Below are 24411 nucleotides of genomic sequence, written 5' to 3'. Positions count from 1 at the left end.
GACTCCTATGCCGTCTTCACCAAGGCCTCGGCCACGGCGACCAGTTGCCGTGCGTCGGCGTCGATGCTGTCTTCACCCGGGAGCGCCACCGCCAGCGCCTCGGTCGTCGCGGGCGTGCCCGCGGCCTGGGCGCACAGGGCCGCGCGCAGGTGCTCGGCCACCGCCTGGGGCGTGGCGCCGTCCTGGACGCCCAGTTGGGCCAGGTAGGGACTCACCCGGACCAGGCCGTCGCGGCACTCGATGACCCGTCGGTAGTAGCTGCGGTGCACGCCGCGCATGCGGAACGCCTCGCGCCACTTGCCGCCGGGCGTCCGGCCGAGGGCGTCCTGCGGGAACGCGTCGTGCAGCAGGTCCCACAGCGGGCGGAGGCGCTGGTACGTACGGCGGTGCTGCCGCCAGATCCGGAAACCGGCCAGCCGCATGGCGAGTCCGGGGTAGCTCAGTCCGACGACGAAGGCGGGCACGGCGAGCGCGAAGAGCAGTGCCACGCTGTGCGACAGCCCGGCCGGGGCGGAGCCGTTGCCGAACCAGCCCGTCAGGTCCATCACCACGCGGAGCGCGTTGGCCGCGGCCATGCCGGCCAGTGAACCGGCGGTGATCCACAGCCCGGTGGCGGAGGGCTTCTGCGACATCCGCGCGTAACGGGCGGTCCACCGGGCCGTGGTCGCGAGGGCGTACACCAGGTACAGCTGGGCGGCGACGAAGAAGACCGCGATCTGCGGCGTGTGCAGGTCGGCCTGTGCGTAGGGGCGGCCGCGCACGCCGGGCGGGGCGGTCACGGTGGCCACGGTGATGACGATCGCCGTCAGCGCCAGGGGCACCGCTTCGAGACGGGCGCGGCGGGTCGCCCGGTGCCGGTCCGCGGCGGAGTGCAGGAAGAACGTCAGCAGCGAGTAGACGGCGGCCAGGAGCAGCACGTTGGACAGCAGACTGGCTGTCCCGGTGCCGAGCGCGGCGTCCAGGGCGCGCTTCTCGGGCGGGAAGCCGGTCGAGAACGAACCGGCGGTGCAGACGAGGCAGGCGGTGACCGCGCGCAGGGCGCGGTCGTGGGGGGCCTGGGTGAGCTGGTAGATCTTCCAGAGGATGGCCAGCACGAACAGGGCGGCCGTCAGGCACATCACGACGGTCACAGCCACCCCCTGCGGTCGCCGAGGGCGGTCTGGACGCGGTGGACCGAGGGGTCGGCGACCGGGCGGGGCGCCACGCGGTCGAGGACCGACGCCCACTCCAGGATGATGGTGGCGACGAGCTCCGCCTGGCGCTCGTGCTCCTCGTCGTACGAGGTGCGCCGCAGGCCGCGGGTGACGGTGTCCGGCGCGAGCTGGGGCATGGTCGACTGCAGGAAGTCGGCGCCGGTGTCGACGCCTTCGTGGTCGGCCATGATGTGACCCACTTCGTGCAGGATGATGTGGTCCTGGTGGGTCTTGCTGGTTTCCTGCTGGTACAGGATGTAATCGGCCGTCGGCGTGGCGATCCAGCAGCCGAACGGCCCCGGCATGGGCAGCGGATGGGGGACGAGCCGGATGGGGCGCCCGCGGCGCTCACCGAGTTTCTGGCACAACTCCGCCACACGGAGCGGCGGTTGTATGTCCAGGGCCCGCAGTTCCCGCTTGCAGCGGCGTCGGAGCTCACGCTCCGTCAAGTGGATCAAGTGGATCTCTCCTGCACAAATGCGGCATGAATCCCCCTTTCCTGCCCCCTCGTCTATAGCGGCGTATACCGGAACGCCCCGGTATCAGGCATGGTCAACCGCCCAAACCGTCTCCGCGCTCGGCCTGTTCCAGTTTGTAGACGACGTCCAGGAGGTCCATCACCTGCTTGCGCCGCTGCGGGGAGAGCTCCCCGGCCCGCATCGCCATGAGCTTCACGTCGCCGCTGTCCATGACCTCTCGCATCCGGGCCTGCTGCGCCTCCAGCGCCTTGAGCTTCCCGTCGACCTCGCCGGCCGCCTCGTCGTCGAAGAAGTAGGCGACGGGAACGCCGAAGAAGTCGGCCAGGGCCTGGAGATGGCTGATGGTGGGGTTGGTCTTCTTCCCCTTGCGCAGCTGCCAGATGTAGCTCTGGGAGATCGTGGTGAGCCCTCGGCCGCAGATGCCCTCGGCCACTTGCTCGTTGCTGTACTCGTGGCCGCTCGGTGACCTGACGCTCTCGAACAGCCGGTTGATCTTTTCCGCAAGACTGCAGGCCCGCGTCTGCTCGCTCAAGTCTCCCCCTCTCCCCGTGGTCGGACGCCGTCACCCTACCCGAGTGAAATTTTCCGCCCCGGCCGGATCCATCACAGTGGAGAAGTCGGGCGGGGTGGTGGCGAGCACTTCCACTGACGTGAGAAGCTTCAGCCGCGACGGCGTTCACGTGAGTGAAAACGGGGGCGTTGCCCTGAGCTGGGCTCACGGGGGTAGTCCAGCACCGGTGCGCCGATGCGCCGTCGCAACGCCGGGTCCGGCGCCGGGGGGTTCGAGCCCCTCGGCGCCGGACCCGGCCTGCAGCGGGGCCGGCAGCCGGCGCGGGAGGGGAACGCCGGGGCCGGCCGCTGCGGAGGTCCTCAACTCATCCGCAGGGCCAGGAAGAAGTCCAGCTTGTCCTCCAGGCGCGACAGGTCGCGCCCCGTCAACTGCTCGATGCGGCCCACCCGGTAGCGCAGGGTGTTCACGTGCAGGTGGAGGCGCGTCGCGCAGCGGGTCCAGGAGCCGTCGCAGTCCAGGAACGCCTCCAGAGTCGGGATCAGCTCCGCGCGGTGGCGGTGGTCGTAGTCCTTCAGCGGGTCCAGCAGACGTGCCGTGAAGGCGCGGCGGACGTCGTCCGGGACGAACGGGAGCAGGAGGACGTGCGACGCCAGTTCCTGGTGGCCCGCTGCGCAGACCGTGCCGGGGCGGGCCGCGGCCACGCGGCGGGCGTGGCGGGCCTCCTCCAGGGCACCGCGCAGGCCTTCCGCGGAGTGGACGGGGGCGCTGACGCCGAAGGTCAGACGGCCGTCGTCGGCGAGGCCCGCGGCCAGGGGGGTGCGGACGGCCTCCAGCAGGGCGTCCGCGTGCAAGCCCGTGGCCGTCGGTTCGTCCGAACCGGTGACGACGGCGGGGAGCGGCACCAGGGCCACCGCCTCGTCGCCCGTGTGCGCGACCGCTATGCGGTCCGACGGCTCGGGACCCGACGCGTCCTGGTCGACCAGGACCTCTTCCAGCAGCGCCTGCGCGACCGGGCCGGCCTCGATGTCGCCGTCCGCCCACTCGACGCGGGCCACCACGACCTGCCAGTGCGGTGCCGTGCCCAGGCCGGGCAGCAGCACGGGCGCGGCCACCCGCAGCCGGGCCGCGATCTCGGCGGGCGCGGCGCCCGTCTGGACCAGCTCCAGGACCTCCTGGGCGAGCCGGCGCCGCACGGTGCGCGCCGCGTCGCGCCGGTCGCGCTCGACGGCGATGAGCTGGGTGACGCCCTGCAGCAGGTCGAGCCGCTCGGCGGGCCAGTCCGCCGGGTCGGCCTCGACGGCCAGCAGCCAGTCCGACAGGACGGTCTCGCGCACGTCCCGCCCGGCCGCCATGCGGCCGCTGCTGCGGATGGGGAAGACCGCGTACGTGTGGCCGCCGGCCGTCACCCGGTGCGGCTCGCGGCGGCCGGTGCGCGTCGCGGCCAGGTGCTCGCCCGCCAGCACGGCGCCGACCGGCGCGGCCAGGGCGGAACCGGCGATGCGGCGGCCGGTGGGGGAGAGCACCCAGGCCGGCAGGTCCAGGTCGGACTTGAGCAGGTCCAGGACGACCTCGGGGCCGCCGCCCGCCGGGCCCGACGTCATCAGCCGCCGGTGCCGGTCCACGACGGCGGCCAGGTCGCCCGCGCGCTCGCTGGAGACCTGCCGCACCACGTGCTCGGTGATGGAGGCGAAGGAGACCGTCTCGTCGACGGAGAACAGCGGCAGCCGGTGCCGGGCACAGGCCTCGATCAGGTCGTCCGGCGTCGAGGCGATCTCCGCCTCGCCCGCCGCCAGCCCGGCCACCCCGGCCGCCGTCAGGATGCGGACGAACCGCTCCGAGTCGGCCGGCTCCCGCCGCCACGCCAGCCCCGTGAGCACCAGCTCGCCGCCGGAGAGGTAGCGGCTCGGGTCGCGCAGGTCGGTGGTCATCACCCCGCGGACCGTACGGTCCAGCTCGTCCTCACCGCCGAGCAGCCGAAGGCCCAGCGCATCGGTCTCCAGCAGTGCGCGCAGCCGCATCCTCGTCGCCGCCGATCCTCTTCTTGTAACCAGTCGTGTAACCAGTGGAATGCCGTGAGGTGTCCGAACCCCGTCTTTCGTTCGAATCTACAAGACCATCGGCCTGGCCAGCCAACCGCTTCATGTTTTCGGTGACTGCACGGGCCCGTTCCGCCCTCGCTGTACTGGCTCCACCGCACCCCCACCGCCGCAGCGAGAAGAGAACCGTCCATGGACTTCCTGCGCCCCACCGGCTGGGAGGAGGCGCTCGCGCTCAAGGCCGAGCACCCCACGGCCGTGCCCATCGCGGGCGGCACGGATGTGATGGTCGAGATCAACTTCGACCACCGCCGCCCGCAGCAGCTGCTGGACCTGACCCGCATCGGCGAGCTCCGCACCTGGGAGACCGGCGAGGAGAGCGTACGGCTCGGCGCCGCCGTCCCGTACGCCCGGATCATCGGGCAGCTGCGCACCGAACTCCCCGGCCTCGCCCTCGCCGCCCGCACCGTCGGCTCCCCGCAGATCCGCAACCGCGGCACCGTCGGCGGCAACCTCGGCGCCGCCTCCCCGGCCGGCGACGCGCACCCGGCGCTGCTGGCTGCCGGTGCCGTCGTCGAGGCCGGGTCCGTGCGCGGCACGCGCATGATCCCCGTCGACTCCTTCTACACGGGCGTCAAGCGCAACGCCCTCGCCCCGGACGAGCTGATCCGCGCCGTGCACATCCAACGGGCCGACGGGCCGCAGCAGTTCTCCAAGGTCGGCACCCGCAACGCGATGGTCATCGCGGTCTGCGCCTTCGGCCTCGCCCTGCACCCGCGCACCCGCACCGTACGCACCGGCATCGGCTCGGCCGCCCCCACGCCCGTACGGGCCGTGGCGGCCGAGGAGTTCCTCGCCGCCGCCCTGGAGGAGGGCCGCTGCTGGGACACCGGACGGCCCGTACCCCCCTCCGCGGCACGGCAGTTCGCCGAGCTGGCCTCCGGCGCCTGCAGCCCGATCGACGACGTCCGCGGCAGCGCCGCCTACCGGCGCCGGGCCGTCGGCGTCATGGCCCGCCGCACGCTCGACTGGGCGTGGCACGAGTACCGCACCGACGGGGACGGAGTGCAGCAGTGCGCGTGAACTTCACGGTCAACGGACGGCCGCAGCAGGCCGACGACGTGTGGGAGGGCGAGAGCCTCCTGTACGTCCTGCGCGAACGCCTGGGCCTCCCGGGCTCCAAGAACGCCTGCGAACAAGGCGAATGCGGCTCCTGCACGGTCCGGCTCGACGGCGTGCCCGTGTGCGCCTGCCTGGTCGCCGCCGGACAGGCGGAGGGCCGCGAGGTCGTCACCGTCGAAGGGCTGGCGGCCGGCGGGCAGGGCGAACTCGCGCCCGTCCAGCAGGCGTTCATCGACGCCGGAGCCGTCCAGTGCGGATTCTGCACCCCCGGCCTCCTCGTCGTCGCCGACGACCTGCTCGCCCACACCCCGCAGCCCTCCGACGCGGACATCCGCGAGGCGCTCTCCGGCAACCTGTGCCGGTGCACCGGCTACGAGAAGATCCTCGACGCGGTGCGCCTGGCGGCGGCCCGCGCCGGGGCCGGACAGGAGGGCTGAGCCGTGCGCGACCTCACCCAGGGCATCCGCGCCAGGGGCGGCATCGGCGAGTCCACGCTGCGCCCCGACGGCACCCTCAAGGTCAGCGGCGAATTCGCCTACGCCTCCGACCTGTGGCACGAGGACATGCTGTGGGGCTTCACCCTCCGCAGCCCCCACGCCCACGCCCGGATCCTGTCCGTCGACGTCACCGAGGCGCTGCGCACCGCCGGGGTGCACGCCGTCATGACCCACGACGACCTCCCGGCCGAGACCCGCTACGGGCTGGAGATCAAGGACACGCCCGTCCTCGCCGACGGCGTCGTCCGCCACCACGGCGAACCCGTGGCCCTCGTCGCCGCCGACCACCCCGAGACCGCCCGCCGCGCCGCTGCGAAGATCAAGGTGGAGTACGCGCAACTCCCCGTCGTCACCGACGAGAAGACCGCCACCGCCCCCGGCGCCCCGCTCCTCCACCCCGCCCGCGACGACGCCCACGCCCGCCACTCCCCGCACCCCAACATCGTCCATCGCCAGCCCGTCGTCCGCGGCGACGTGGCCGCCGCACGGGAGCTGGCCGACGTCGTCGTGCGCGGCGAGTACGAAATGGGCATGCAGGACCAGGCGTTCCTCGGCCCCGAGTCGGGCCTGGCCGTGCCCGCCGAGGACGGCGGCGTCGACCTCTACATCTCCACCCAGTGGCTGCACGCCGACCGGCGCCAAGTGGCCCCCGTCATCGGCCTGCCCGAGGACAAGGTGCGCATGACCCTCTCCGGCGTCGGCGGCGCCTTCGGCGGCCGCGAGGACCTGTCCATGCAGGCCCACGCCTGCCTGCTGGCGCTGCGCACCGGCAAACCCGTCAAGATCGTCTACAACCGCTTCGAGTCCTTCTTCGGGCACGTCCACCGCCACCCCGCCAAGCTCGTGTACGAGCACGGGGCCACCCGCGACGGCACGTTGCTCTACGTCCGGTGCCGCATCGTCCTCGACGGCGGCGCCTACGCGTCCTCCTCCCCGGCCGTCGTCGGCAACGCGGCCTCGCTGGCCGTCGGCCCGTACGTCGTCGACAACGTCGACGTCGAAGCCCTCGCGCTCTACACCAACAACCCGCCCTGCGGCGCCATGCGCGGCTTCGGCGCGGTGCAGGCGTGCTTCGCCTACGAGGCGCAGATGGACCGGGTCGCGGCCGAACTCGGCATGGACCCGGTGGAGTTCCGGCAGCGCAACGCCATGGCGCAGGGCGCGGTCATGCCGACCGGCCAGGTCGTCGACTCCCCGGCGCCCGTCGCCGAACTCCTGCGCCGCGTCAAGGCGATGCCGCTGCCGCCCGAGCGGCAGTGGGAGACGGCGGGCGGCGCGCCGGACCTGCGGGCGCTGCCCGGCGGCCTGTCCAACACCACGCACGGCGAAGGCGTCGTCCGCGGCATCGGCTACGCGGTCGGCATCAAGAACGTCGGCTTCTCCGAGGGCTTCGACGACTACTCCACCGCGCGCGTCCGCCTGGAGGTCGTGGGCGGCGAGCCGGTGGCGACGGTGCACACCGCGATGGCCGAGGTCGGCCAGGGCGGCGTCACCGTGCACGCCCAGATCGCCCGCACCGAGCTCGGCGTGGCCCGCGTCACGATCAACCCGGCGGACACCAGAGTCGGTTCGGCGGGCTCCACCTCCGCCTCCCGGCAGACGTACGTCACCGGAGGCGCGGTCAAGCGCGCCTGCGAGGCCGTGCGCGAGGAGGTGCTGGAGCTGGGGCGGGCCCGCTTCGGCCCGTACCACCCGGCGTGGGCGACGGCCGAACTCCTGCTGGAGGACGGCAAGGTCGTCACCGACGGCGGCGAGGTGCTCGCCGATCTCGTCGACGTGCTGGAGGACGCGTACGTGGAGCGGGAACTGGAGTGGCGGCACCGCCCCACCGAGCCGTTCGACCTGCGGACCGGGCAGGGGCGGGGGCACGTCCAGTACTCCTTCGCCGCGCACCGGGCGGTCGTCGAAGTCGACACCGAGCTCGGGCTGGTGAAGGTGGTGGAGCTGGCCTGCGCCCAGGACGTCGGCAAGGCGCTCAACCCGCTGTCCGTCACCGGCCAGATCCAGGGCGGCTCCACACAGGGCCTGGGGCTCGCCGTCATGGAGGAGATCGTGGTCGACCCGGCGACCGCGAAAGTGCGGAATCCTTCGTTCACGGACTATCTGATCCCCACCATTCTCGATACCCCCGCCATTCCCGTGGATATTCTCGAACTCGCGGACGAGCACGCGCCGTACGGGCTGCGGGGGGTGGGCGAGGCGCCCACGCTCTCCTCGACGCCGGCCGTTGTCGCCGCCATCCGGCAGGCCACGGGGCTCGCCGTGCGGCGGGTGCCCGTGAGGCCCGAGCATCTCACGGGGACCTGAGGTTGTTCGTCGGCTGCGGGTAGGTCTTGGTTGATCGCGCAGTTCCCCGCGCCCCTTTCAGGGGCGCGGCCACCCCCCATTGGAGCGGGCTCCATGACCCAAGCACCCGCACGGCCGGAGGCCCCGGTCGTGCAACTGCCCTGGTACGACCGGTACTTTCAGCTGTCCCACCGTGGTTCCACCCTCGCGCGCGAGGTACGCGGCGGCATCACCACCTTCATGGCCATGAGCTACATCCTCCTGCTCAACCCCCTCATCCTCTCCGGCCCCGACGTCCGGCACCACACGCTCGGCCATGCCCCGCTGATCACCGCGACCGCCTGCGCCGCCGCCGTCTCCACGCTGCTCATGGGGTTCGTCGGCAAGGTGCCGCTCGCCCTGGCCGCCGGGCTGGGGGTTTCCGGTGTGCTCTCCACGCAGGTCGTGCCCCATATGACCTGGCCGCAGGCGATGGGCATGTGCGTGGTCTACGGCGCCGTGATCGTCCTGCTCGTCCTCACCGGGCTGCGCGAGCGCGTCATGGACGCGATCCCGGCGTCCCTCAAGCACGCCATCACCATGGGCATCGGCATGTTCATCGCCCTCATCGGCCTGGTGAAGGGCGGCTTCGTGCACACGGCCAAGGGCGGCGGCGGGCCCGTCACGCTCGGGCCCGCCGGGGAACTCGCCGGCTGGCCCGTGCTCGTCTTCTGCGTCACGCTGCTGCTCGTCTTCATGCTCCAGGCCCGCCGCGTCCCCGGCGCGATCCTCATCGGCATCGTCGCCGGCACCGTGCTCGCCGTCGTCGTCGACGCGAGCGGCGCGGCGGGGCGCGGGGCCTGGCAGAACGGGCCTCCCCGGCTGCAGGGGAGCGCGGTGTCCATGCCGGACTTCTCCCTGTTCGGGCATGTGGAGTTCGGGGGCTGGGGTGCGGTCGGCGGCCTCACCGTCGGAATGATCGTCTTCACGCTCGTCCTCGCCGGGTTCTTCGACGCGATGGCGACGATCATCGGCGTCGGGTCCGAGGCCCAACTAGCCGACGCCCAGGGCCGGATGCCGGGCCTGAGCAGGGCGCTGCTGGTCGACGGCGCGGGCGGGGCGATCGGCGGACTGGCCGGTGCGTCCGGACAGACCGTCTACGTGGAGTCGGCGACGGGCGTGGGGGAGGGTGCGCGCACCGGACTGTCCTCCGTCGTGACCGGACTCCTCTTCGCCGCCTGCCTGTTCTTCACCCCGCTGACGCGCATCGTGCCCGGCGAGGTCGCCGCCGCGGCGCTGGTGGTCATCGGCGCGATGATGATGGGCAGCGCGCGGCACATCGACTGGACGGACCGGGCCGTCGTGACCCCGGTCTTCCTGACCGTCGTCCTCATGCCCTTCACCTACTCCATCACCGTCGGCGTCGGCGCGGGCGTCATCGCCTTCACCGTGATCAAGGCCGCCGAGGGCAAGTGGCGCGAACCCGGCGCCTTCATGTGGGCGCTCAGCGCGGTCTTCACGGCCTACTTCGCTCTGCACCCGATCGAGCGGTGGCTGGGAGCCACATGAGGAGGGCACGGTGCTGGACCTGGCGGACGAGCTGACCCACTGGTGCGCGGAGGGCCGCGACTTCGCGGTGGCCACGGTGACCGCGGTGCGGGGCAGCGCGCCCCGGCAGCCCGGCGCGGCACTCGCCGTCGACGCGGACGGCACGGCCGTCGGCTCGGTGTCGGGCGGGTGCGTCGAGGGCGCGGTCTACGACCTGTGCCGGGAGGCGCTGGAGAGCGGCGAGCCGCTGACGGAACGGTTCGGCTGGTCGGACGGGGACGCGTTCGCCGTCGGCCTGACGTGCGGGGGCGTGATCGACGTCCTGGTGACCCCGGTGCGGCGGGACGCGCCGTGGCGTGAGGTGTGCGCCGAGGCACTGGCGGCGGCCGCCCGGAAGGAGCGTGCGGCGCTCGTCCGGGCGCTGCACGGCGGTGCGTTGCTCGTGCGGGCCGACGGGACCGTGGAGGGCACGCTGGGCGGCGGACCGGAACACGACCGTGCGGCTGCGGCGGAGGCCGCCGCCCTCCTGGAGACCGGCGGCCGCACCGCGCTGCTGGACCTCGGCTGCGACGCGCCCGTCACCGTCCTGGTGGAGCCGAGCGGCCCGCCGCCCCGCATGGTCGTCTTCGGTGCGATCGACTTCGCGGCGGCACTGGTCAGGGCCGGAAAGTTCCTCGGCTACCACGTGACGGTCTGCGACGCCCGCCCGGTCTTCGCCACCGCCCGCCGCTTCCAGGACGCGGACGAGGTGGTCGTGGACTGGCCCCACCGCTACCTCGACGCGCAGGCCGCGCACGGGAGTCTGGACGCCCGTACGGTCCTGTGCGTCCTCACCCACGACGCCAAGTTCGACGTGCCGCTGCTGGAACGGGCGTTGCGGCTGCCCGTCGCCTACGTCGGCGCGATGGGCTCGCGCCGCACGCACCGGGACCGGCTGTCCCGGCTGCGCGAGGCGGGCGTGGACGAGGACGGGCTGTCCCGGCTGCACTCCCCGATCGGCCTGGACCTCGGGGCCCGTACGCCCGAGGAGACGGCCCTGTCGATCGCGGCGGAGATCGTCGCGGTGCGCAGGGGCGGATCGGGGGTGCCGCTCACCGGGACACGGGCGCCCATCCACCACGACGGCGGTCCGCCGGCCGACGCGTCAGGCGTGGGACGGGAGCAGCGGAAGGTAGCCGTGTGACTGGCCGTCGGCGGTGGGGTGATAGGACTCCTCGACGGGGAACGTGAGGCTGTGCAGCCAGGGGTGGGGGTCGCCGGAGCAGATCTCGTGCCCCGCGAAGGAGGAGTTGGCGTCCCGGAAGACGAACCGGTGGCGGCCGGCGGCCTTGGCGGTGACGGCGTTCAGCTCGTCCTCGGCCCGGTCGATCGCCGTCCGGCTGCGCTCGCTGATGCCGATGCGGCAACTGCCGTTGAGCTTGTAGAGGCGCGGGTAGCCGAGCACGACGACGCGCGAGGCGGGGGCCCGGCGGCCGATGGCGTCGTAGAGCTTGTCGAGCTTGTCGGGCAGAACGTCCTCGATGAACGCGCGGGCCTCGTTCACGCGCTCCACGCACGCACCGTCGTCCGGGCTGACGGCACAGTTCTGCATGACCTGGGCGAACCCGGCGTCGTTGGCCCCGGCGGTGATGCTGACGAGCCCGGTCTGCCGGGAGAGCGGCCCGAGCTGTGAGTTACGGACGTCCTCGGTGGTGGCACCCGAGCAGGCCGTGAACGAGAACGACTTGGGGGAGTGGGCCTTGGCCCAGAGGGCGGGGTAGGCGCGGGCGCTCCGCTTGCACTGCCCGCTCCCGAAGTCGTAGGAGCCGGCGCCGAGACCGGAGGAGTAGGAGTCGCCGAGGGCGACATACCGGGAGCCGGTCACGGTGGCGGGGTCGGCGGTGGCGGTGGTCGCGGTGCCGGTGAGCAGGAGCGCGGTGACGGCGCCGAGGAGTGCGGCGCGGGGCTGGATGGTCATGTCCCGCCAACGAGGTGGGTGTTGGGCCGGACACGGTTGGTGTGCTCCGCCCGGTGGGGGCTCCCGGCTAGCCCCGGGTCTCGTCCCCCACCCAGGCCAGATAGCCGGCGCTGCCGGCGACGACGGGCACCGCGATGATCTCGGGGGTGTCGTAGTCGTGCAGTTCGCCGATGCGCTCGGCGAGCCGCTCCACCAGCTCCCCCCGCGTCTTGAAGTCGACGCGCCACTCCTGCGCCTGCTCGACCTTGCCCTCCCACCGGTAGACGGAGGACACCGGATAGACCTGGGCACAGGCGGCCAGCCGGTCGCCGATCACCTCGGCGGCCAGGAAACGGGCCTTGGCCTCGGCGTCGGCGGTCGTGGTGACCACGGCGTAGGCGGGGGCTGCTGATGTCATGGGGACGAGAGTAGGCCGAAGGGCCGGTTGACGCTGCTCATACCTGTGGCATGCTGGGCACCGACGCTGTCCGTACGAGCGAGGAGGTGATCGGGATGACCAGTCGGAGTCCCGAGGGAAGTCCTCGCTGCAGCGCGCCTTCTTTCTGATCACTTGCTGATCGTCTTCTGAATTCCGGCGCTGTCGCGCGCAATTCCCCTTCCCCTCCGGCCTGCTCAGGCCGTTTTTCCCCCGTGACCGGGCTGCCCAGGGGCACTTCGTCCTGCCCCTGCCAGGACTTCCGGCCTGCTCACATCTCCGCTCGCTGTCCGTGCAACGGCACCGCTTCGCCATGCCGTCATGCCCGGAGAGAGGTTCTGCCATGACCAACACCGTCCTCACCCCCCAGAAGCTCGCACCGCCGGGCCCCTCTTCGTCGCGGACGGGGCGCCGTGACCGCCGGGCCGCGGAGCTGGAGGCGCGTACCCGTGCCGTCGGGGAGCGCCTCGTGCGCTTCAGCGCCATGCCCGCACCGCAGGTGCTGCGCGACACCGATGCCACCACGCACGGCCTCCGGCAGGAGGAGGCCGCCGAGCGCCTGGAGCGCTTCGGCCTCAACGCCGTCGCCCAGGAGCGCGCCCCGCACTTCCTCGTCCAGCTGGCCAAGGCCTTCTGGAACCCCTTCATCCTCGTCCTCGTCGCCCTGGACGCCGTCATGCTCTGGCAGTGGCTGCAGGTCGCCGACGAGGAGCCCTTCGACCCGGGCATCGCCATCCTCGCGACGATGGTGCTGGTCAGCGGGCTGCTGCGGTTCTGGCAGGAGTACCGCTCGGGCCGCTCCGCCGCCGCCCTGCGAGCGCTGGTCACCACGACCACCGCCGTGCAGCGCCGCCCCGGCCGCGGCACCGAGCCGCTGACCGTCGAGGTCCCGATGGAGCAGGTCGTCCCCGGCGACCTCGTGCGCCTCGCCGCAGGCGACCTCGTACCGGCCGACCTGCGGCTGCTCACGGCCAAGGACCTCATGGTCGGCCAGGCCGCACTGTCCGGCGAGTCCCTCCCGGTCGCCAAGGCCGACACTCGCTCCCGCGACTACGGCCAGCACGCCACCACCGACCCCGTCGAGGCCGACAACCTGTGCCTGATGGGCACGTCGGTCACCTCCGGCACCGCCACCGGCGTCGTCGTCGCCACCGGCGCGGACACGTACTTCGGCTCGATGGCCGGCTCGCTCGCCGGCGAGCGTCCGCAGACCAGCTTCGACACGGGAGTGAAGAAGGTCAGCTTCCTGCTGATCCGCTTCATGCTCGTCATGGTCCCCGTCGTCCTCGCCATCAACGGCTTCACCAAGGGCGACTGGGCCGAGGCCTTCACCTTCGCGGTCGCCGTCGCGGTCGGGCTCACGCCCGAGATGCTGCCGATGGTCGTCACCACCAACCTCGCGCGCGGCGCCGTCGCCATGGCCCGGCGCAAGGTCGTCGTCAAGCGCCTCAACGCCATCCAGAACCTCGGTGCCATGGACGTGCTCTGCACGGACAAGACCGGCACGCTCACCGAGGACCGCATCGTCCTCGACCGCTACCTGGACGTCCACGGCCGGGAGGACACGGAGGTCCTGGAGTACGCCTACCTCAACAGCCACTTCCAGACCGGGCTGCGCAACCTGATGGACCAGGCGGTCATCGACCGCGTGCTCGAAGCCGAGGAGGTTGTCGTCGACGCACGGTTCACGATGGTCGACGAGATCCCCTTCGACTTCGCCCGCCGGCGGATGTCCGTGGTCCTCAGCCGCAACGACCTCACCGGGCCCGCCGCCGAGCACGTGATCATCACCAAGGGCGCCGTCGAGGAAGTCCTCGCGCTGTGCACCCACATGACCGACGACGGCAAGCAGATCGCACTCACCGACGAGCTGCGCCGCACGGTCACCCGCACCGCCGAGGACCACAACCGGCAGGGCCTGCGCGTGCTGGCCGTCGCCACCCGCACGCTCCCCGCCGAGTGCGAGACGTACACCGTCGCGGACGAGGCCGGGCTGACGCTCATCGGCTTCCTCGCCTTCCTCGACCCGCCGAAGCAGGACGCCGCCGAGGCGCTGCGCGCGCTGGCCGACAACGGCGTGGCCGTCAAGGTCGTCACCGGCGACAACGAGCTCGTCGCCGCCCGCGTCTGCGCGGACGTCGGCATCGACGTCGGCGAGGTCGTGACCGGATCGGTGATCGACACCCTGGACGACGCCGCCCTGCGCCGACTGGTCCGCGGTACCACGGTGTTCGCCAAGACGAACCCCGTGCAGAAGGCCCGCATCGTGCGCGCCCTGCAGGCCGAGGGCCACACGGTCGGCTTCCTCGGCGACGGCATCAACGACGCGGCGGCGCTGCGCGAGTCCGACGTCGGCATCTCCGTCGACACGGCCGTCGACATCGCCAAGGAGTCCGCGGACATCATCCTGCTGGAGAAGGACCTCACCGTCCTGGAGCAGGGCGTGCTGCAGGGGCGCCAGACCTTCGGCAACACCATCAAGTACATCAAGATGACGGCCTCCTCGAACTTCGGGAACGTCTTCTCGGTGCTGGTGGCCTCCGCCTTCATCCCGTTCCAGCCGATGCTGGCCATGCAGCTGCTCGTGCAGAACCTCGCGTACGACATCTCGCAGCTGGCCACCCCCTGGGACCGGATGGACAAGGAGTACCTGCGCAAGCCCCGCACGTGGGACGCCAAGGGCATCGGCCGCTTCATGCTCGTCATGGGACCGACCAGTTCCGTCTTCGACATCACCACCTTCCTGCTGATGTGGCACGTGTTCGGGGCCGACAGCGAGGCGCACCAGTCGCTCTTCCAGTCCGGCTGGTTCGTGGAAGGCCTGCTGACGCAGACGCTGGTCGTGCATATGCTCCGGACCCGGAAGGTCCCGTTCCTGCAGTCGCGTGCCACCGCGCCCGTGCTGCTGATGACCGCGCTGGTGATGGCCGTCGGCGTGCTGCTGCCGTTCTCGCCGATCGCGACGGCACTCGGCATGCAGGCCCTGCCGATGAGCTACTTCCCCTGGCTGGCCGGGACCCTGCTGGCGTACTGCCTGCTGACACAGGGCGTTAAGACGTGGTACATCCGCCGGTTCAACAGCTGGCTGTGATGAGCCGATAGAGATCAGGGCGAGAACGAGGAAAGAAGAGGGTGGATCATGGTCGTGGTGAACGAATGGCACATGGCGGCCAACATCGGAGCCGGTCTCGGCTTCGGCGCCGTCATCGGCCTGGAGCGCCAGTGGCGGGCCCGCATGGCGGGTCTGCGCACCAACGCGCTCGTCGCGGCCGGGTCCGCCCTGTTCGTCCTGCTCTCGCAGTACGGCTTCGTGGCGGCGACGAGCACGGCGGGATACGACGGCTCGCGCGTCGCCGCACAGATCGTCTCCGGCATCGGTTTCCTCGGCGCGGGCGTCATCATGCGTGACGGGCTGAGCGTGCGAGGCCTGAACACGGCGGCCACGCTGTGGTGTTCGGCCGCGGTCGGCGCCCTCGCCGGGACCGGGCTGTACGTGGTAGCGGGGCTGGGCACGCTGGGCGTGGTCGGCGCCAACACCCTGCTGCGGCCGCTCGCGCGCGGCCTGGACCGCGGGACGCGGGGCGGGGCCGGGGCCGAGGTGGCCACCGACTACCACTTCGAGGTGGTCTGCACCGAGCCGGAGGAGGCACATGTGCGCTCCCTCGTCGTGCAGGCCGTCGCCCGGCCCGGCTTCCTGCTGCGCTCGGTGCGCAGCCAGGACGCGGAGGCGGCGGGCAAGGTGATCGTCTCGGCGGAGCTCACCACCGAGCGCCGCGACGACAGCCTCCTGGAGGAGGCCGTCAGCCGGCTGTCGCTGGAGCCGGCGGTCTCGGCCGTCAGCTGGACGGTGCTGCACGAGCCGGACGACGACACCGACGACTCGGACGACGACGGCTATGCGGCGGGCCGGCGGGCCCGGCGCCGGGTGCGCAACCTGTTCACCGGGCGGTGGTCCTAGGCGGTGCCCGCCGGGGGGACGTGCGCTACCCGTCCCCGCACAGATCGTCGAGATGGGCGCGCAGCACCCCGGCGCAGGTCTGCGCGTCGAGAACGTCCGGGTGCAGGACGGCACCGAGGCCGAGGCCGTCCAGGAGGGCGGTCAGGCGCTCGGTCTCGAATGCCAGGTCGCGGCCGGGCCGCAGGGTGCCGGTTTCGTCGAGCCGGGTCAGGACCCGGCGGGCGAGCCGTCGTGTGTCGGTGGCGGTGCGGTGTGCGAGGGCGGCGAAGGCGGGGTCGGTGCGGGCCGCCGCGTTGAAGTCGAGGAAGACGGTGACTTCGGCGCGGCGGCGCTCGTCGAGGGGGAGCAGTTCGGCCAGGAACCCGGCGGCGAGGCGGAGTTGCTCGTCGCGCGGGTGGTCGCCGAGGTTCCCGATGCGCTCGGTGTGTCCGCGGAGCCGCTCGTCGAGGCGGTCGAGCATCGCCTGCATGGCGAAGTCCATCAACTCCTGCTGGTTGGCGAAGTAGTGCCGCACAGAACCGATGTTGAGGCCGGCCTCGTCGGCGACGGCGCGCAGTGATGCCCGTTGCAGGCCGTCCCGTACGACGACGCGGAAGAGGGCGTCGACGACGTCGCGGCGGCGGGCGTCGGGGTCCACGAGCTTGGGCATGCCTTCTTTTTTATCACGGGCGTGATAATTTATTTGGCATCACGACCGTGATAAATAAATGTCCCGGGAGGCCCCGTGCAGAGGTACCTCGACTTCATGCTGATCAGGTTCGGTCTGGTGGCGGGCGGCATCGTGGTGCTGGCCCTGGTGGTCTTCGCCGTGGCGCTGACCCTGAAGCGCAGGGGCCGGCTCGACCAGGTGCGCCGGCACGCGGACCCGGCGGTGCGGGCCGCGATGCGTTCGGCGGCACGGCGCTTGGGTGACCGGCGATGACTTCCGCTGCTATGGAATCGACCACTCTTGTCCGCGAGTTGATCCTGGACCACATCATCAAGGGCATGATCGTGCTGGTGGCCACGGTCGTCCTCACGCTGGGGATCGCCGTGGTCTGGCGGACAGTAGGCCGTTCGCGACGGCGATGACGGCGATGACGGGGGTGGACGGATGGGGCGGGGGCGCTTTCCCGCAGCGTACTGGTGGGTGTGGACCGGCAGTCTGATCAATCACGCCGGTGCCTTCGTGGTCCCGTTCTTCGCCTACTACCTCACCGGCCGGCAGGGGTTCGGCCCGGCACAGGTCGGCCTGGTCGCCACGCTCTACGGGGCCGGAGGCGTCGCCTCGACCGTGGCGGCCGGGGCGGCCGCGGACCGTTTCGGCCGGCGCCCGACCCTGCTGGTGTCACAACTGGCCGCCGCGGCCACGACATTGGCGGTCGGCCTCGCCGACGGATTCGGCTCGATCGCGGTGCTCGCCTTCATCCTCGGCTTCACGTCCTACGGCGCCGCGCCGGTCCTCTCCGCCCTCGTCGCCGACGTGGTGCCGGAACCGGACCGGAAGCGCGCCTACGCCCTCCACTACTGGGCGGTGAACCTCGGCTTCGCCGCGGCCCCGGTCCTGGCGGGGCTGCTGGCCGGGCACGACTACCGGTGGCTGTTCGCCGGGGACGCGCTGACGACGGCGCTGTGCGCGGTCCTGATCGCCTGGCGCGTCCCGGAGGTGCGGACCGCCAACGCCGGTACGGCGGAGCCGACTTCCGGGGCAGGTCTGCTGCACGCCCTCCGCGACCGCGCCCTGCTCACCCTTCTGCCGGCCGTCTTCGCCATGGTCCTCGTCTACACGCAGTACCAGGTGACCCAGCCGCTCGCCATGCGCGCGGCCGGGCTGTCGCCCGCGGTGTACGGACTGGTCAGCGCCGTCAACGGGGCCGTCATCGTGGTGTTCCAGCCGCTGGTGGCACGCCTGGCCGACCGCTGCGACGACGCCCGGCTGCTGGCGGCGGGCGCGCTGCTGCTCGGCGCGGGCATGGCGTCGACCGCGTTCGATCACAGTGCTGCGGCGTTCGCCGTGTCCGTCGCGGTATGGACGCTGGGCGAGGCCATCGCGATGCCGACGAGCAACGCCGTCGTATCGCGGCTCGCCCCGCCGGGCCTTCAGGGCCGGTACCAAGGCTTGTACGCAATGACCTGGGCCCTGGCCGCAGTTGCCGCACCGCTGGCGGGCGGCTGGACCTTCTCCCGTTTCGGCGCCGCGCCGGTCTGGGCGGGGTGCCTGGTGCTGGGCGCGCTGGCGGCGGGTGGTGCGGTGGTGCTGCGGAACTCCCCGCTCCGGCAGCCCACATCCTCACCGCAGGCGGCCTGAACGGAGGATTTGGGCTGGCGGAAGCGTCCGCAACCTCACTGCCCCCGCCAGATGTTGTCGTAGGCCGCCTGCTCGATGTCCCGTCGCTGCCGGGCGGCCTCCAGTTCCAGCAGGGCGTCGTTGACCGCGGCCAGGACGGTCGCGGTGGTGTCGTCATCCGGGACGGGAATGCCCTCCGGGCCCTCTTCGCGGAGCCCTACGGCCGCGGCCAGGGCGGTGAGGACAGGCTCGTCCGCCGCCCAACGGTCCTCCGCCAGGCGGCGGTCGGGCGAATCCGTCAGCGTGGTGCGGCCGGCGGCGAACGGCTTCCAGTGCGGGCGTTGCCGCGTGAGCTGCCCGTCCGCCTCCAGCGCGGCGAGGTAGGCCACGGCCAGTCCGCGGCCTCTGCGCCACAGCCAGTCGCCCACGGACTCATACGGCGCCTCGCGGATCAGCGCCGCCGCGGCCTCGTCCAGCAGGCGGTCGCCCGTGGCCGGGGTGTGGCCGGGAACGATCCGGTCGTCGTCCAGCGCGGCGGCTTCCGCGGCCAGGAGGTCGAGCAACTCCGCACCGGCGAGCGCGAGCGACAGCCGGCCCCGCTCCACCGGGCGGCTGGGTGTCGTGTCCATGGCGATGATGGTCAGGTCCCGGGGTGTGGTCATGGGGGCTCCACCGTCGGCGGGTACGTCCGTCTACGAGCCTAGGGAGACCCTGCGGAACCCGCTTGTCGCCAAGACATGGCAGTCCCGCAGGGTGAGTGGTTGTGCATGCTCTGTCACTCCCCCACGTCCCGCCCCCGCAGATCCTCCAGCGTCTCCCGGCGGACCAGGAGCCGGGCGCGGCCGTCCGTGACCGCGACGACCGGCGGGCGGCCGACGAGGTTGTAGGACGAGGCCATCGAGACGTGATACGCACCCGACGCCGGGACCGCCAGGACGTCCCCGGGGCGGATGTCGCCCGGGAGCGGGACGTCCTCCGCAAGGACGTCGCCCGCCTCGCAGTGGCGGCCGACCACGGTCATCGTGCGGGCCGGGATCGGTGAGGCGCGGCCCACGAGGCGGACCGTGTAGCGGACGCCGTAGAGGGCGGGGCGGGGGTTGTCGCTCATGCCGCCGTCCACGGCGACGAAGGTGCGGGTCCCGGTGGTCTTGACGGCCAGGACGCGGTAGAGGGCGACGCCCGCCGGGCCCGCGATCCAGCGGCCGGGCTCGACCGTGAGGCGGGGGACCGGGAGGTCGGCGTGGGCGCAGCGGAGGGAGAGTTCGGCCGTCACCCGTTCGGCGTATGCGCGGGGGTCGATGGTGTGGTCGCCGTCGCGGTAGGCGATGGCGAAGCCGCCGCCGAGGTCGAGTTCGGGGAAGGTCACGCCGTGCACGTCGCGCAGGCGTTCCAGCAGGGTCACCAGGCGGCGCACGGCGGTGACGTACGGATTGACCGAGGCGATCTGGGAGCCCAAGTGGCAGTGCAGGCCCATGAGTTCGAGGCGGGGCTGGCCCAGGATGCGGGCCACCGCCTCCTCCGCCTCGCCGCCGGCGACGGGCAGGCCGAACTTCTGGCCCTCCATCCCGGTCTGCACGGCCACGTGCGCACCGGCCGTCACGCCCGGCACGACGCGCACCAGGACGCGCTGGCGTGCGCCCGCGGGCACGAGGGAGGCGATGCGGGCGATCTCGCAGGTGCTGTCGATGACGATGCGTCCCACGCCCAGGCGCAGGGCGGTGCGCAGGTCGTCGGGGCTCTTGGCGTTGCCGTGCAGGATGATGCGCTCGGCGGGGAAGCCCGCGTGGGCGGCGAGTTCGAGTTCGCCGGCCGAGCAGACGTCCAGGTGGAGGCCCTCCTCGGCGATCCAGCGGATCATGGCCCGGGTGAGGAAGGCCTTGCCGGCGTAGGCGACGTCGGCGCCGGGCAGGGCCGCCTTCCAGGCGCGGGCGCGGGCCCGGATCTCGCCCTCGTCGACGATGTAGGCGGGGGTGCCGAAGCGGTCGGCGAGTTCGGCGAGCGGGACGCCTCCGACCGCCGGGGCGCCGCCCGGGAGCGGTTCGGCGAAGGACGCGGGCCAGACGGGGGCGGCGGGGGGAGCGGACTGGTGCGGCAGCCGGGGCGAGGCGGCGGAGGCAAGAGGAAGGGACACGAAGGGCTTCCTTCGGGTGGTGCGGAGGCGGGGGCGGGCTCAGGCGGGGGTGACCGGCAGGAGCTCGGGGCCCTCGGGGAGGGACGTCACGGCGGGGGCCGTCAGCTGCGGGTCCACGGAGACGAGGGCCACGCCGAGCGGCTCGGCCAGGGCCCGTACCGCGGGGAGGGAGAGGCGCACGGAGTCCGCTCCGGGGCCCAGACAGTCGAGAAGCCGCCGCCCGGTGGTGAAGGCGACGGCCGTGCGGGAGCCGAGGGGGGTGCGGAAGACGCGGAGCGCGTAGCCGCCGCGGCAGCGCCGTACGGGCACGTACAGGGGATCGGTGGCGCGCCGGGCGGTCACGGGATGGGAGGGTTCCCCGTCGTCGGCGCGGGAGGCGTCGCCCGTGATGTCGCTGATGACGGCGGCGACTGCGGCCGCTTCGGAGGGGGTACGGCTGAGATGCATGACGGTCCTCGGGAGGTGTGGGAGCTGCGTCGCTCACGCTATGCCCGGACCGGTGCCGGACGAGCGCCTCCTTGACAGCCTGTTGACCCTGCCCGGTGCACCCTTGACGGCTCGTTGACGTGGGCCTGTGAATGGGCCTGTGACAGGCCTGTGCCGAACGCGGGGGCTGTCCGGAACAGCAACACGGCAACACGGCAACGCAGCAACCAGGAGGAAGAGTGACGGCAACGAAACCCGCCGACGAGACCGGCGCCGCGAGCGGATTCCGGGCCGCACGGGATTTCCTGCTCGCCCACCGCGAGGACTACAAGGCGGCGTACGAGGGGTTCGTCTGGCCGCGGCCCGAGACGTTCAACTGGGCGCTCGACTGGTTCGACTGCATCGCCGAGAACAACGACCGCACCGCGCTGTGGATCGTGGAGGAGGACGGCAGCGAGGAGCGCCACTCCTTCGACGCCCTGCGCCGCCGCTCGGACCGGGTGGCCAACTGGCTGCGCGGCCACGGGGTACGGGCCGGCGACCGCATCCTCGTCATGCTCGGCAACCAGGCCGAGTTGTGGGAGACGGCCCTGGCCGCGATGAAGCTGCGCGCCGTCGTCATCCCGGCCACCCCGCTGCTGGGTCCCGCCGACCTCGCCGACCGCATCGGGCGCGGCGGTGCGCGGCACGTGGTCGTACGGGCCGGGGACGCCGCCAAGTTCGCCGAGGTGCCTGGCGGTTACACGCGCATCGCCGTCGGGGGCGCCCCGGCCGGCGGGCAGTGGCTCGCCTACGAGGACTCGTACGCCGCCCCCGACGGTTTCACCCCCGACGGGCCCACCCGGGCCGGCGACCCCCTGCTGCTCTACTTCACCTCCGGCACCACCGCCCGCCCCAAGCTCGTCGAGCACACGCATGTGTCCTACCCCATCGGGCACTTGAGCACCATGTACTGGATCGGCCTGCGGCCCGGCGACGTCCACCTCAACATCTCCTCGCCGGGCTGGGCCAAGCACGCCTGGTCCAACCTCTTCGCCCCCTGGAACGCCGAAGCCACCGTCTTCGTCCACAACTACACCCGTTTCGACGCCGCGCGCCTGATGGCCGAGATGGACCGCTGCGGCGTCACCACCTTCTGCGCACCGCCCACCGTGTGGCGCATGCTGATCCAGGCCGACCTCGGCGCACTGCGCACCCCGCCCCGCGAGGCCGTCTCCGCGGGCGAACCGCTCAACCCCGAGGTCATCGAGGCGGTTCGGCGCTCGTGGGGGCTGACCATCCGCGACGGCTTCGGCCAGACCGAGACCACGGTCCAGGTCGCCAACCCGCCGGGCCAGCTGCTCAAGCCGGGCTCCATGGGCCGGCCCAGCCCCGGATTCCGCATCGCCCTGCTCGACCCGCAGAGCGGTGAGCCCGCCGGCGAGGGCGAGATCGCGGTCGACCTCTCGGCCCTGCCCGTCGGCGTGATGACCGGGTACGCGGGCGACCCGGAGCGCACGGCCGAGGTGATGCAGGGCGGTTACTACCGCACCGGCGACATCGGGGCACGGGATGCGGAGGGATACATCTCCTATATCGGGCGCGCCGACGACGTGTTCAAGTCCAGCGACTACAAGATCTCGCCCTTCGAGCTCGAGAGCGCCCTCCTCGAACACGAGGCCGTGGCCGAGGCCGCGGTCGTCCCCGCACCCGATCCCGTGCGGCTGTCCGTGCCGAAGGCGTACGTCGTCCTCGCCGAGGGGTGGGAGCCCGGCCCGGAGACGGCCGCGGCCCTCTTCGCCCACTCGCGGGCCGTGCTCGCCCCCTACAAGCGCATCCGCCGCCTGGAGTTCGCGGACCTGCCCAAGACCGTCTCCGGCAAGATCCGCCGCATCGAGCTGCGCGAGCGCACCGCGCAGGGCGACGGTACGGCCGAGTACCGGGAGGAGGACCACCGGTGAGCACCCCCACACCTTCCTACGCGGCGGGCCCCACCGACACGCCGCTGCTGGAGGAGACCATCGGCGCCAACCTGGCCCGCACGGTCGCGGCCTTCGGCGACCGCGAAGCACTCGTCGACGTCCCGGGCGGACGCCGCTGGACGTACGCGGAGTTCGGGCGGGCGGTCGAGGAAGTCGCCCTCGGGCTGCTCGCCAAAGGTGTGGCCAAGGGCGACCGGGTCGGCATCTGGGCCGTCAACTGCCCCGAGTGGGTACTGGTCCAGTACGCCACCGCCCGCATCGGCGCCGTCATGGTCAACGTCAACCCCGCCTACCGGGTGCACGAACTGGACTACGTGCTGCGCCAGGCGGGCATCTCGCTGCTCGTCTCCTCCGTCGAGCACCGCACCAGCGACTACCGGCGCATGGTCGAGCAGGTGCGCTCCGGCTGCCCGGCGCTGCGCGACGTCGTCTACATCGACGACCCGACCTGGACCGGGCTCGTCGAACTCGGCCGGCGCACCGACCCGGCCCGGCTCGCCGCGCGCGAGGCGGGCCTGCGCTGCGAGGACCCGGTCAACATCCAGTACACCTCGGGCACCACGGGCTTCGCGAAGGGGGCCACGCTCTCCCACCGCAACATCCTCAACAACGGCTATTTCGTGGGCGAGGCCCTCGGCTACACCGCCGAGGACCGCATCGCGCTGCCCGTGCCCTTCTACCACTGCTTCGGCATGGTCATGGGCAACCTCGCGGCCACCTCGCACGGTGCCTGCATCGTCGTGCCGTCCCCGTTGTTCGACGCCACGGCTGCGCTCCACGCGGTGGAACGCGAGCGCTGCACGGCGCTGTACGGGGTCCCGACGATGTTCATCGCCGAGCTCGCGCTGCCCGACTTCGCCACGTACGACCTGTCGTCGCTGCGCACCGGGATCATGGCCGGCTCGCCGTGCCCGGCCGAGGTGATGAAGCGGGTGGTGGCGGAGATGCACATGGCCGAAGTCGCCATCTGCTACGGCATGACGGAGACCTCGCCGGTCTCCACGCAGACGGGCCGGGACGACGACCTGGAGCGGCGCACCGGGACGGTGGGGCGGGTGCAGCCGCACGTCGAGGTGAAGGTCGTCGACGCCGCGACGGGCGAGGTCGTGCCGCGCGGGGAGCCGGGGGAGCTGTGCACCCGGGGGTACTCGGTGATGCTCGGCTACTGGAACGACCCGGAGCGGACGGCCGAGGCGATCGACGGTGAACGCTGGATGCACACGGGCGACTTGGCGGTGATGGACGAGGACGGCTTCGTCCGGATCGTCGGCCGCATCAAGGACATGATCATCAGGGGCGGGGAGAACGTCTACCCGCGCGAGATCGAGGAGTTCCTGCACACCCATCCGAAGATCGCCGACGTGCAGGTCGTCGGAGTGCCGGACGAGAAGTACGGCGAGGAGATCATGGCCTGCGTGATCCTGCGGAACCCGGCGGACACGCTCAGCCGCGAGGAGCTCGCGCGCTTCTGCCGGGGGAGGCTGGCGCACTACAAGGTGCCGCGGTATGTACGGATCCTGGAGGCGTTCCCGATGACGGTGAGCGGCAAGGTGCGAAAGGTGGAACTGCGCGCCGTGGGCGCCCCGTAGGGGGCGCCCCGTAAGGGGCGCGGGGAACTGCGCGACCGGCCCCCACCGGCCTGCAGC

The 24411-nt window shown here is 72.3% G+C and carries 22 protein-coding genes; 12 read left to right on the top strand and 10 right to left on the bottom strand.

All coding sequences use genetic code 11. The annotated features are described in order from the left end of the window. Positions 1–5 precede the first annotated feature (5 nt). The 4 genes from HG542_RS01185 to HG542_RS01170 all read right to left on the bottom strand — a co-directional run bounded on the left by HG542_RS01185 (position 6) and on the right by HG542_RS01170 (position 4201). Positions 6–1130 carry an MAB_1171c family putative transporter gene (locus HG542_RS01185; protein WP_171078068.1) on the bottom strand — a complete coding sequence of 375 codons (1125 nt, stop codon included), beginning with the start codon at positions 1128–1130 and terminating at the stop codon, positions 6–8. Beyond that, complete coding sequence (locus tag HG542_RS01180) at positions 1127–1651, bottom strand: hypothetical protein (protein WP_218038988.1); 525 nt, start codon at positions 1649–1651, stop codon at positions 1127–1129. Before HG542_RS01180 ends, HG542_RS01185 begins: the two co-directional genes overlap by 4 nt. A gap of 94 nt (positions 1652–1745) precedes the next feature. Then, positions 1746–2204 carry a helix-turn-helix domain-containing protein gene (locus tag HG542_RS01175; protein ID WP_171078067.1) on the bottom strand — a complete coding sequence of 153 codons (459 nt, stop codon included), beginning with the start codon at positions 2202–2204 and terminating at the stop codon, positions 1746–1748. Between the two features lie 338 nt (positions 2205–2542). Further along, positions 2543–4201, bottom strand: a complete 1659-nt coding sequence (locus HG542_RS01170) for a PucR family transcriptional regulator (RefSeq protein WP_171078066.1) — start codon at positions 4199–4201, stop codon at positions 2543–2545. Between the two features lie 210 nt (positions 4202–4411). Here HG542_RS01170 and HG542_RS01165 point away from each other — a divergent pair, with 210 nt between their 5' ends. The 5 genes from HG542_RS01165 to HG542_RS01145 all read left to right on the top strand — a co-directional run bounded on the left by HG542_RS01165 (position 4412) and on the right by HG542_RS01145 (position 10834). After that, positions 4412–5302, top strand: coding sequence for an FAD binding domain-containing protein (locus tag HG542_RS01165; RefSeq protein ID WP_171078065.1), 891 nt, complete (start codon positions 4412–4414; stop codon positions 5300–5302). Then, positions 5293–5778, top strand: a complete 486-nt coding sequence (locus HG542_RS01160) for a (2Fe-2S)-binding protein (RefSeq protein WP_171078064.1) — start codon at positions 5293–5295, stop codon at positions 5776–5778. Before HG542_RS01165 ends, HG542_RS01160 begins: the two co-directional genes overlap by 10 nt. 3 nt (positions 5779–5781) lie before the next feature. After that, a complete protein-coding gene (gene pucD, locus HG542_RS01155) occupies positions 5782–8145 on the top strand; it encodes a xanthine dehydrogenase subunit D (protein ID WP_171078063.1) in 2364 nt (787 codons plus the stop codon). Between the two features lie 93 nt (positions 8146–8238). Next, positions 8239–9672, top strand: a complete 1434-nt coding sequence (locus HG542_RS01150) for an NCS2 family permease (RefSeq protein ID WP_171078062.1) — start codon at positions 8239–8241, stop codon at positions 9670–9672. A gap of 10 nt (positions 9673–9682) precedes the next feature. Beyond that, positions 9683–10834, top strand: a complete 1152-nt coding sequence (locus HG542_RS01145; RefSeq protein WP_171078061.1) for an XdhC family protein — start codon at positions 9683–9685, stop codon at positions 10832–10834. Here the strand turns inward: HG542_RS01145 and HG542_RS01140 are convergent. Both HG542_RS01140 and cutA read right to left on the bottom strand, forming a co-directional pair. Continuing rightward, positions 10796–11608 (bottom strand): SGNH/GDSL hydrolase family protein, encoded by an 813-nt coding sequence (locus HG542_RS01140; RefSeq protein ID WP_171078060.1) that lies wholly within the window; start codon positions 11606–11608, stop codon positions 10796–10798. The two genes, HG542_RS01145 and HG542_RS01140, sit on opposite strands and share 39 nt — an antisense overlap. A 67-nt stretch (positions 11609–11675) precedes the next feature. Beyond that, positions 11676–12005 (bottom strand): divalent-cation tolerance protein CutA, encoded by a 330-nt coding sequence (cutA, locus tag HG542_RS01135; RefSeq protein WP_171078059.1) that lies wholly within the window; start codon positions 12003–12005, stop codon positions 11676–11678. 361 nt (positions 12006–12366) lie between these two features. Between cutA and mgtA the strand changes: the two genes are divergently transcribed. Further along, positions 12367–15114 carry a magnesium-translocating P-type ATPase gene (gene mgtA, locus HG542_RS01130; protein ID WP_171078058.1) on the top strand — a complete coding sequence of 916 codons (2748 nt, stop codon included), beginning with the start codon at positions 12367–12369 and terminating at the stop codon, positions 15112–15114. Between the two features lie 48 nt (positions 15115–15162). Further along, a complete protein-coding gene (locus tag HG542_RS01125; protein WP_171078057.1) occupies positions 15163–15981 on the top strand; it encodes an MgtC/SapB family protein in 819 nt (272 codons plus the stop codon). A 25-nt stretch (positions 15982–16006) separates the two neighbouring features. Here the strand turns inward: HG542_RS01125 and HG542_RS01120 are convergent, their stop codons facing one another. Beyond that, on the bottom strand, positions 16007–16630 hold the full coding sequence (locus tag HG542_RS01120; protein WP_171078056.1) for a TetR/AcrR family transcriptional regulator: 624 nt from the start codon (positions 16628–16630) through the stop codon (positions 16007–16009). A gap of 75 nt (positions 16631–16705) precedes the next feature. Here HG542_RS01120 and HG542_RS01115 point away from each other — a divergent pair, with 75 nt between their 5' ends. Genes HG542_RS01115 through HG542_RS01105 form a run of 3 tightly spaced genes read left to right on the top strand, consistent with a single transcriptional unit; the run spans position 16706 to position 18268 of the window. Next, positions 16706–16903, top strand: a complete 198-nt coding sequence (locus HG542_RS01115) for a hypothetical protein (protein ID WP_171078055.1) — start codon at positions 16706–16708, stop codon at positions 16901–16903. Continuing rightward, entirely contained in the window at positions 16900–17052 is a 153-nt protein-coding gene (locus HG542_RS01110) for a hypothetical protein (protein WP_171078054.1), read from the top strand. The genes HG542_RS01115 and HG542_RS01110 overlap by 4 nt, the downstream gene beginning before the upstream one ends. A 58-nt stretch (positions 17053–17110) precedes the next feature. After that, complete coding sequence (locus tag HG542_RS01105; protein ID WP_171078053.1) at positions 17111–18268, top strand: MFS transporter; 1158 nt, start codon at positions 17111–17113, stop codon at positions 18266–18268. A gap of 35 nt (positions 18269–18303) precedes the next feature. On the opposite strand, the gene HG542_RS01100 is transcribed toward HG542_RS01105, so the two are convergent. From HG542_RS01100 to HG542_RS01090, 3 genes are all read right to left on the bottom strand, one after another. After that, positions 18304–18909, bottom strand: coding sequence for a GPP34 family phosphoprotein (locus HG542_RS01100; protein ID WP_171078052.1), 606 nt, complete (start codon positions 18907–18909; stop codon positions 18304–18306). Positions 18910–19022: 113 nt separating this feature from the next. Continuing rightward, complete coding sequence (gene lysA / locus HG542_RS01095; protein ID WP_373313182.1) at positions 19023–20378, bottom strand: diaminopimelate decarboxylase; 1356 nt, start codon at positions 20376–20378, stop codon at positions 19023–19025. Positions 20379–20417: 39 nt separating this feature from the next. Beyond that, positions 20418–20825 carry an SAV_915 family protein gene (locus HG542_RS01090; protein ID WP_306665261.1) on the bottom strand — a complete coding sequence of 136 codons (408 nt, stop codon included), beginning with the start codon at positions 20823–20825 and terminating at the stop codon, positions 20418–20420. Between the two features lie 218 nt (positions 20826–21043). Here HG542_RS01090 and HG542_RS01085 point away from each other — a divergent pair, with 218 nt between their 5' ends. Beyond that, positions 21044–22744 carry an AMP-binding protein gene (locus tag HG542_RS01085; RefSeq protein ID WP_171078051.1) on the top strand — a complete coding sequence of 567 codons (1701 nt, stop codon included), beginning with the start codon at positions 21044–21046 and terminating at the stop codon, positions 22742–22744. Beyond that, the gene (locus tag HG542_RS01080; protein WP_171078050.1) at positions 22741–24354 is read left to right on the top strand and encodes an AMP-binding protein; all 1614 of its coding nucleotides are present in this window, start codon (positions 22741–22743) and stop codon (positions 24352–24354) included. The genes HG542_RS01085 and HG542_RS01080 overlap by 4 nt, the downstream gene beginning before the upstream one ends. The last annotated feature ends 57 nt before the right edge of the window (positions 24355–24411 follow it).

Source organism: Streptomyces morookaense (assembly GCF_013030945.1).
Taxonomy (GTDB): Bacteria; Actinomycetota; Actinomycetes; order Streptomycetales; family Streptomycetaceae; genus Streptomyces; species Streptomyces morookaensis.
Note: the sequence above shows the minus strand (reverse complement) of the source record. Positions and strands in the feature narration are given on the sequence as shown.